The sequence below is a fragment of the uncultured Nevskia sp. genome, assembly GCF_903885465.1.
Lineage (GTDB): Bacteria > Pseudomonadota > Gammaproteobacteria > Nevskiales > Nevskiaceae > Nevskia.
Map to the genome: position 1 here is coordinate 1 of NZ_CAISIQ010000132.1, position 8583 is coordinate 8583.

8 protein-coding genes are annotated in these 8583 nt (G+C 64.0%); 2 read left to right on the forward strand and 6 right to left on the reverse strand.

The annotated features are described in order from the left end of the window. A partial coding sequence (locus tag QZY06_RS04835) for a DUF4097 family beta strand repeat-containing protein (protein ID WP_295680917.1) occupies positions 1–620 on the forward strand: 620 nt, incomplete at its 5' end. 92 nt (positions 621–712) lie between these two features. Continuing rightward, a complete protein-coding gene (locus QZY06_RS04840) occupies positions 713–1645 on the forward strand; it encodes a 5'-nucleotidase (RefSeq protein WP_295680920.1) in 933 nt (310 codons plus the stop codon). Positions 1646–1658: 13 nt separating this feature from the next. Here QZY06_RS04840 and QZY06_RS04845 read toward each other — a convergent pair whose 3' ends face one another. From QZY06_RS04845 to QZY06_RS04870, 6 genes are all read right to left on the reverse strand, one after another. Beyond that, positions 1659–3584 carry an acetyl-CoA hydrolase/transferase C-terminal domain-containing protein gene (locus tag QZY06_RS04845; RefSeq protein ID WP_295680923.1) on the reverse strand — a complete coding sequence of 642 codons (1926 nt, stop codon included), beginning with the start codon at positions 3582–3584 and terminating at the stop codon, positions 1659–1661. A 270-nt stretch (positions 3585–3854) separates the two neighbouring features. After that, entirely contained in the window at positions 3855–5420 is a 1566-nt protein-coding gene (gene purH, locus QZY06_RS04850) for a bifunctional phosphoribosylaminoimidazolecarboxamide formyltransferase/IMP cyclohydrolase (protein WP_295680927.1), read from the reverse strand. 180 nt (positions 5421–5600) lie between these two features. Then, positions 5601–5885, reverse strand: a complete 285-nt coding sequence (locus QZY06_RS04855; RefSeq protein ID WP_295680930.1) for a helix-turn-helix domain-containing protein — start codon at positions 5883–5885, stop codon at positions 5601–5603. A gap of 104 nt (positions 5886–5989) precedes the next feature. After that, positions 5990–6886, reverse strand: a complete 897-nt coding sequence (gene prmA / locus QZY06_RS04860) for a 50S ribosomal protein L11 methyltransferase (RefSeq protein ID WP_295680932.1) — start codon at positions 6884–6886, stop codon at positions 5990–5992. Next, positions 6873–8240 carry an acetyl-CoA carboxylase biotin carboxylase subunit gene (gene accC, locus QZY06_RS04865; protein WP_295680935.1) on the reverse strand — a complete coding sequence of 456 codons (1368 nt, stop codon included), beginning with the start codon at positions 8238–8240 and terminating at the stop codon, positions 6873–6875. Before accC ends, prmA begins: the two co-directional genes overlap by 14 nt. Positions 8241–8418: 178 nt before the next feature. Further along, the coding region (locus tag QZY06_RS04870) for a biotin/lipoyl-containing protein (protein WP_295680937.1) at positions 8419–8583 on the reverse strand (165 nt) is incomplete at its 5' end.

The following is an 8583-nucleotide window of genomic DNA, read 5'->3' on the forward strand; positions in this document are numbered from 1 at the left end:
AGAAAAGCCGCAACGGCCACGACACCGTGCTCGAACTGCGGGTGCCGACCAATGCTCGCGTCGAGCTGGAAACGGTCAGCGCCGATGTCGTCGTCAACGGCAGCAAGGGGCCGGTCAAGGTCAACACGGTCAGCGGCGATATCGCGCTGGCGCTCGGTTCCAGCGAAGTGTCCGTGCAGACGGTCAGCGGCGACGTGAAGCTGAAGGCGCCATCGACCAACACTCGCCTGAACAGCATCAGTGGCGATCTCGATCTCGAAGGCCTCAGCGGCGGCTTAAGTCTGGAAACGGTCTCCGGCAACATCGAGTTGCGGCGCGGCGGCAAGTTTTCCGATCTGAAGCTGAAGTCGGTCAGCGGTGACCTGCGTCTCGATGTCGCGCTCACCGACAGCGCCCAGGTCGGCGGCCAGACCTTGTCCGGCGAGATCACCATGATCGTGCCGCAGAGCCTGAACGGCACTGCATTGCTGAAGAGCTTCAGCGGCGATGTCCACTGCGAAGGCGCGACCACGGTCGAGAACCACAGCAGCAAGAAGCGCGAATACGTCTGGGGCGATGGCCGCGGCGCGCGCATCGAACTGTCGAGCTTCAGCGGCGATATCCGCGTCGAACGGAAGTAGCGGCGCAGCCGATCGAATACGATTCCCGGGATCGCCGGCAAGCTTCAATACATTGCTTGCCCGGCCCGCTGTCCCGCTCTTCCGGATCGTTGATGTCCTACGAACTCGATACCCGCCTGGTCATCGGCCTGGCTTCCAGCGCGCTGTTCGATCTCGGCGAGGCTGACCAGGTTTTCCGCAGGGAAGGCGAGGCCGCCTATCGCGCCTACCAGCTGGAAAATCGCACGCAGACCCTGGCGCCGGGTGTTGCCTTCCCGTTCATCAAGCGGCTACTGTCCCTGAATGATCTGAGCCCGAAGGACGATCCGCTGGTCGAGGTCATCCTGCTGTCGAAGAACGATCCCGACACCGGCCTGCGGGTCATGGACTCGATCAAGTCCCACGGCCTCGGCATCAGCCGCGCGGTGTTCCTGCAAGGCCGTTCGCCGCATCGCTTCATCGATGCGCTGAGCATCAGCCTGTTCCTGTCGGCAAACGAGATCGATGTCCGCGATGCCAACGCCGCCGGCCATGCGGCGGGCCAAGTGCTCGATTCGAGTTTCGTCGATGAGGATGGCGACGACGAACTGCGCATCGCTTTCGATTTCGACGGCGTGCTCGCCGACGATCAATCGGAAGCGGTCTTCCAGGCCAGCGGCCTCGTCGGCTTCCACGAGCATGAGCAGCGCAACGCCGGCATTCCCCTGAGCCCCGGCCCGCTGGCGCCGTTCCTGCACAAGCTGCGCAAGATCCAGGCGCTGGAAGAACAGAAGGTGATGGACGATCGCAGCTATGTGCGCAAGCTGAGAGTCGCCATCGTCACTGCGCGCAATGCGCCGGCGCACGAGCGGGTGATCACCACGATGAGAAACTGGGACGTGGTCGTCAACGAGGCCTTCTTCCTCGGCGGCGTCGAGAAGCGCCGCGTCCTCGAAATACTCAGGCCGCACATCTTCTTCGACGACCAGCAGAGCCATCTCACGCCAGCCGCTGCCGCGCTGCCCTGCGTACACATTCCGTTCGGTTCGCTGAACCGGAAGACCTGAGCGTCTGTCGCAGCTACAGGCGCCAGGCGGCGCGCACCAGTCGAGCCAGCCGCTGTTCCTTGCCGGAAGCCGGTGCGCTCAGTTGCAGATGCTTCAAGGCTGCAGCGACCTCAGCCTGCTCGGCATCGGCCGGCGTCAGGAAGGCGACCAGCAATTGCAGGCGTCCTTTCCAGGTCGATGAGGCGGTCTTGAGCTTGCCGAGCCTGGCCGCCAGCGACAGTTCGGCATCGGTCAGATCATTGCCGAACGGCAGCTTTGGCAGCAGGCCAGACGTCTGGAACGGGGCCAGCGCTGCGGCGAGATGTTGCGGCAGGTTCTGCCGGCTGGCCTCGGGTATCCGATAGCTGTGCGGCAGCTTGCCGGCGCGCTGGGCTTGTTCTGCCAGCGGTTCCTGCAGGCGGCTGTCGGCAATCGCCAGCAGGGCTTCGATGCATTCGCGGTCGGTCTTGCCACGCAGGTCGGCAACGCCGTATTCGGTGATGACGATGTCGCGCTCGTGGCGGGCGATGGTCGCGTGCGGGAATTCCCAGACCAGATTCGATTCCAGAGGCTTGCCGTCGCTGCCGCCGCGCACCGACTTCAGCAGCAGGATCGAGCGCGCTTCAGGCAGCTGGTGCGACATCGCGACGAAATCGTGCTGGCCGCCGACACCGGACACCACCTGACCATTGGCGAGCTGATCGGAGACCGCCGCGCCGAGCAGGCTGACCTTCATCGTGATGTTGATGAAGCGCGCATGGCGGCGCTGCGCACGTTCCAGCGACCAGGTCTTGTAGACCGCGTTGACTTCATCGACGCCGGTCATGTCGACCAGATCGCGGCGATCCTCGTCCAGTGCCCTCAGGCGTTGGTAGAAATCACCCGGGCCGATGAAGAACGCACCCTGCAGCGCGGTGCCGCCGGTCGCGGGTTCGGCGGCGCTGCCGTCGTTGATCGCCATCTGCAGCGCCTCGTCCTCGAACACGCGGCGGCGCACGATGCCGTCCTCGAACAGGGCAAACAACGGGTTCGAGATCAGCTCGCTGGCAACGTAGAGGCCGCGCTCGAAACGGCCGTCGCCGCCGATGCTGGCGATCATCGGGCTGCGACCGATCGCGCTCAGCGCAGCTTGATAAGGGCCGTTGTCGCGCTCACGCAGACGCAGGCCATGGCAGGCGGCATCGCCCAGCGCGCCGATGCCGACCTGCAAGGTGCCGCCGTCAGCCACCAGCGCACTCGCGCGCAGGCCGATCGCCCATTCGGCGGTACCGACCGGTTCATGCGGCACCGCGAACGGTGCGTGGTCGAGCGCCGGGTCATCGAGTACCAGATCGAAACGACTCTCGGCGATTTCCGCGTGGTGGCCGAACCAGGGCAGCTGGCGATTGATCTGGCCGACGGCCAGCCAGTTCTTCGGGCCGGCTTCGAGCCCGCGCAGCAGCGGTAGGGTAACGTCCGGATTGCCGGACAGGCTCAGGCGCTGCCGGCCATCGGCGTCGACTCTCAGGGCGATCGCCTGCACCAGCAGATTGGCGCCGCGCACGAGCATGTCGCGCGCCACCTGCGTGTAGTTGGTGCTGATGTAGTCCTGCTGCGCGATCGGATTGCCGAGCTGGCTGGCTGCGCGCAGATAGAACTCGATCACCCGGATGTTCGGCGGCAAGGCGCGAGCGTCAACGGCATCGAGATATTCAAGCCGCGGATAGTTCGGCCAGACCCGTTCGCGGACCGGCGCGAGAAAACGCTCTTCGAGTTCCGACTTGCCCTTCGGCGGATTCAGCGACAGCGCCGTGATGATGTCGAGCGAGATCGAAGGATCCTGCTTCGCACGCCGGAACAGCGCATTGAGCAGCGCGTTCGGCTTGCCGATGCCGAGCGGCGCGCCGAGCACGATGCGCTTGCCGAGCCGCGCGAGAATCGCATCGACACAAGCCTCGCAATCAGTCAGGCGCTCGCTCATCTAGGGTCTGTTGGCAATTGCTTTGGTCGCTGCGTTGCAGGTCAAAAAGCCGCCGGGCGAGGCGCGAACCGCCGGCCATAGCTTACCTATGGTCAAGGTTCGCAACGAAGTCTCGGCGACTTTTTGGCCGCAACCCTTCGGGGCGGGATCGTTTTTGCCCATTGCTGCCTCTCTCGTCGCGCCAATGGGTTGACCATTGGCCGCTCCTTGTTCGTTGCACTGGGCAAAAACGACCTCCGCCGCAGCGAGCAAAGTAATTGCCAACAGACCCTAGTGCCGGAAGTGGCGAACCCCGGTGAACACCATCGCCATGCCGGCTTCGTCGGCAGCGGCGATCACCTCGTTGTCGCGCATCGAGCCCCCCGGCTGGATCACCGCGACGATGCCGGCGGCTGCTGCTGCATCGATGCCGTCACGGAACGGGAAGAAGGCATCGCTGGCCATCACCGAACCGGCGACCACGAGCTTTTCGTCCGCGGCCTTGATGCCGGCGATCTTCGCCGAGTAGACGCGGCTCATCTGGCCGGCGCCGACGCCGATGGTCTGGCGATTCTTCGCGTAGACGATGGCATTCGACTTCACGAACTTGGCGACCTTCCAGGCAAAGATCAGGTCGTGCAGTTCGGCTTCGGTCGGCGCGCGCTTGCTGACAACCTTCAGCTCGGCCTCGGTGATCATCCGGTTGTCGGCGGTCTGGATCAGCAGGCCGGAACCGACGCGCTTGATGTCGTGGCTGTTGTGCGCGTCACCGTGCGGAATGAGCAGCACGCGGACGTTGGCCTTGGTCTTCAGCACGGCGAGTGCTTCCGCCGAGTAGGCAGGTGCCAGCAGCACTTCGATGAACTGGCGGCCGACCATCACGCTTGCCGTCGCGGCATCGACTTCGCGGTTGAAGGCGATGATGCCGCCGAAGGCTGAAGTGGGATCAGTCTGGTAGGCCAGTTCGTAGGCCTGACCGATGCCATCGAGACTGACCGCGACCCCGCAGGGATTGGCGTGCTTGACGATCACGCAGGCCGGTTTGACGAAGCTGCGCACGCATTCCCAGGCGGCATCGGCGTCGCCGATGTTGTTGTAGGAAAGCTCCTTGCCCTGCAGCTGCTGGAAGGTGCCGAGCGTGCCGGGCAGCGGATTCAGATTGCGATAGAACGCGGCCTGCTGATGCGGGTTCTCGCCATAACGCAGGTCCATGACTTTCTCGAAGCGCAGGTTGGCTTGGCCCGAAAATGGTGCATGGCTGCCATCGGCTTCGATCGCCGACAGGTAGTCGCTGATCGCGGCGTCGTAAGCGGCCACGCCATTGAACGCGGCGACCGCGAGCTTGAAGCGCGTCGCCTTGCTGATGCCGCCGTCGCGGGCCAGTTCTTCGAGCAGGCCTGCGTACTGCGCCGGCTTGGTGACCACCGCGACGTCGGCATGATTCTTCGCCGCCGAGCGCAGCATCGCCGGGCCGCCGATGTCGATGTTCTCGATCGCTTCGTCAAACGTGTGACCGGGCTTGGCGACGGTCGCTTCGAACGGATAGAGGTTCAGCACCAGGATGTCGATCGCCGCGATGCCGTGTTCGGCCATCACCGCATCGTCGGTACCGCGCCGGCCGAGCAGGCCGCCGTGAATCTTCGGGTGCAGGGTCTTGACCCGGCCATCCATCATTTCCGGAAAGCCGGTATGGGCCGACACTTCGGTGACCGCCACGCCCTTCTCGCGCAGCAGCTTGAAGGTGCCGCCGGTCGACAGCAGCTCGATGCCGCGAAGGCTGAGGGCGGTCGCGAGTTCGACGATGCCGGACTTGTCGGAGACGGACAGCAGGGCGCGGCGCGGGGTCAGCAGGGTCATGGTTGTTTCGTCGGTTGGGACTACATCAAAAGCTTTGGCTCGTGCAAAGGCGCGAAGACGCAAAGAACGGCACTGAAGCAAAAAGACATTCTCGAAAAAGCATTGGACTTTTCTTTCGCGCCTTGGCGTCTTGGCGTGAGATCGCTTTTGCTTGCCGGGTTCGGCGCGAATCAGAGGCTATCAGCGAGTGCTGATGTTGTACTGGCTCAGCTTCTTGCGCAGCGTGGCGCGGTTCAAGCCCAGCAGTTCGGCGGCGCGCGACTGGTTGCCGTCGCAGTAATCGAGCGTGGCGCGCAGCAGCGGCGGCTCGACCTGTTCCAGCACGGTGTCATAGAGGTTCAGCGACTTCGGCGCGTGACCGTTCAAGGTCCGGAAGTACGCGTCCATGCACTCAGCAACCGAGGTGCAGAGCGGCTTCGGCGCGGGCGTCTGGGTATCGACGTCTTGGGGTTTGTTCGAGGACATGACGCTCGGCCGCGATGGCCGTCACGACGGCGTCATCGTTTGTTCACAAAGGGGACGGGGATGATACCGACGGGCCCCGTTCGTCGGTAGCCCCGTTCGTCGCATTACGTCGGTGAACGTCTACCGCTGATGCGATTCCAGCCATCGCGCTGGCCGTCGATCTCGAAGCTGAACCACGGTGCGTAGGCTGCGCGTACTTCTTCGGCCTGTCGTTCGAGCAGGCCGGCGAGCACGATGCAGCCGCCCGGCTTGGTTGCAGCGGCCAGCTTCGGCGCCAGTTCGATCAGCGGCCGCGCCAGGATGTTGGCGAGCACGATGTCGTACTGCGTGTTCAGCACATGGTCGATGCCGGCGCAGACGATGCGCTCGGCGACGGCGTTGGTCTGTGCGTTATCGAGCGTTGCAGTGATCGCCTGGGGGTCGATGTCGATCGCCAGCGCAGATGTCGCGTCGAGCTTCAGCGCGGCGATCGCCAGCACCCCGGAGCCACAGCCGTAGTCGAGCACGGTCTTGCCGGCGACTTCGTTCAGCGACAGCCAGTCGAGGCACATCGACGTGCTGGGATGGGTGCCGGTACCGAAGGCGAGGCCGGGATCGAGGTGGACGATGATCGCGTCGGCGGCCGTGACTTCCCGACCGGTCGGGCAGATCCACAGCCGCTCGCCGAACTGCATGGCTTCGGCGTGATCGAGCCAGGCGCGCACCCAGTCACGATCCTCGACGGTCAGGATTTCGGTCTTGGCGCTGTCGCCATCCGGCAGCTGCTCGGCGAGCGCAGCACGCACCACGTCGAGATCGGTGCCGGCCGTGAACAGGCCCTTGGTGATCGTCGCCGGCCACAGCGGTGTTTCGCCGGGTAGCGGCTCGAGCACCGGCACGTCGGCGGCGTCGGTCATCGTCACCGACAGCGCGCCGCAGGCAGTGAAGATTTCTTCGGCGAACTCGGGGTAATGACTCGCGACCGCGAGTTCGATCCAGGTCGACACCTTAGTGCGCGTCACCTGTGCCGCCCGCCGCCTTGTCGAGCATCGACGCCAGGTAGTGGATGTGATGTGTGCCGGCGCAGAAGGTCGGATCGTTGAGGATCATCTGCTGCAGCGGGATGTTGGTGACGATGCCTTCGACGATCATCTCGTCGAGCGCGGTGCGCATGCGGGCGATCGCGCTTTCGCGGGTCGGGCCGTGGACGATCAGCTTGCCGATCATCGAATCGTAGTTCGGCGGCACGCGATAGCCGGCGTAGACGTGGCTGTCCATGCGTACACCGGGGCCACCCGGCGTATGCCACTTCGCAACGATACCCGGGCTCGGCGTGAACTTGAACGGGTCTTCGGCGTTGATGCGGCACTCGATCGCGTGACCGGTGATCTTGATGTCTTCCTGCTTGAACGGCAGCGGCTCGCCAGCGGCAACGCGAATCTGCTGCACGATCAGGTCGACGCCGGTGATCATCTCGGTCACCGGATGTTCGACCTGGATGCGGGTGTTCATCTCGATGAAGTAGAAGCGGCCGTTCTCGTACAGGAACTCCATGGTGCCGGCGCCGCGGTAACCGATGCGCTTGCAGGCATCGGTGCACAGCTTGCCGATCTCGGCGCGCTGCTCGGGGCTGATGCCGGGCGCGGTCGCTTCTTCGATGACCTTCTGATTGCGGCGCTGCATCGAGCAGTCACGCTCGCCGAGGAACACGGCGTTGCCGTGCTCGTCGGCCAGCACCTGGATTTCGATGTGACGCGGCACTTCGAGATACTTCTCGAGAAACACCGAGCCGTCCTTGAACGCCTGCAGCGCTTCCTGGCGGGCAATCTTGATCGAGCCGATCAGATCAGCCGGCTTGCGGACCACGTGCATGCCGCGGCCGCCGCCACCGAAAGCGGCTTTGATCAACACCGGATAACCGACCTTCTCGGCGACCGACAGACACTCGTGATCGTCGTCCGGCAGGATGCCTTCGGAGCCGGGCACGCAGGGCACGCCAGCAGAAATCATCTCCGCCTTCGCCGTGGTCTTGCCGCCCATCAGACGGATGGTTTCCGAACGCGGGCCGATGAACACGAAGCCGCTGCGCTCGACGCTTTCGGCGAAGTCCGCGTTCTCGCTCAGGAAGCCGTAGCCGGGATGGATCGCGTCGGCCTGGGTCACTTCGGCAGCCGAGATGATCGCCGCCATGTTCAGGTAGCTGGAGGTCGCCGCAGGCGGGCCGATGCAGACGGTTTCGTCGGCCAGGCGGACGTGCTTCAGGTCGCGATCGGCCGTGGAATGCACGGCGACGGTCTTGATGCCGAGTTCGCGACAGGCGCGCAGGATGCGCAGCGCGATTTCGCCTCGGTTGGCGATCAGGATCTTGTTGAACATTGCAGGCTTATGCCTCGGTTGAGCGTGGGCTCAGATAAGCTCGGAAAAGCGAAAAGCAGGCTCACGCAAAGGCGCAAAGACGCCAAGAACGAAGACATTCAACAAAAAAGCAGGAAATGTTCTTCGCATTTCCTTTGCGTCTTCGCGCCTTTACGTGAGATTGCCGTTGGGCGCGGCGCTATTCGATGATGAACATCGGCTGGTCGAATTCGACCGGCTTCTCGTTGTCGACCAGGATCTCGACGACGACGCCGCTCTTGTCGCTCTCGATCTGGTTGAGCATCTTCATCGCTTCGATGATGCACAGCGTCTGGCCGGCCTTGACCGTCTGGCCGACTTCGAC

Coding starts and splice junctions, on each gene's coding strand:
- accC (WP_295680935.1), bottom strand. CDS start 8,240: ATGTTCAACAAGATCCTGATCGCCAACCGAGGCGAAATCGCGCTGCGC.
- QZY06_RS04855 (WP_295680930.1), bottom strand. CDS start 5,885: ATGTCCTCGAACAAACCCCAAGACGTCGATACCCAGACGCCCGCGCCG.
- QZY06_RS04840 (WP_295680920.1), top strand. CDS start 713: ATGTCCTACGAACTCGATACCCGCCTGGTCATCGGCCTGGCTTCCAGC.
- QZY06_RS04845 (WP_295680923.1), bottom strand. CDS start 3,584: ATGAGCGAGCGCCTGACTGATTGCGAGGCTTGTGTCGATGCGATTCTC.
- purH (WP_295680927.1), bottom strand. CDS start 5,420: ATGACCCTGCTGACCCCGCGCCGCGCCCTGCTGTCCGTCTCCGACAAG.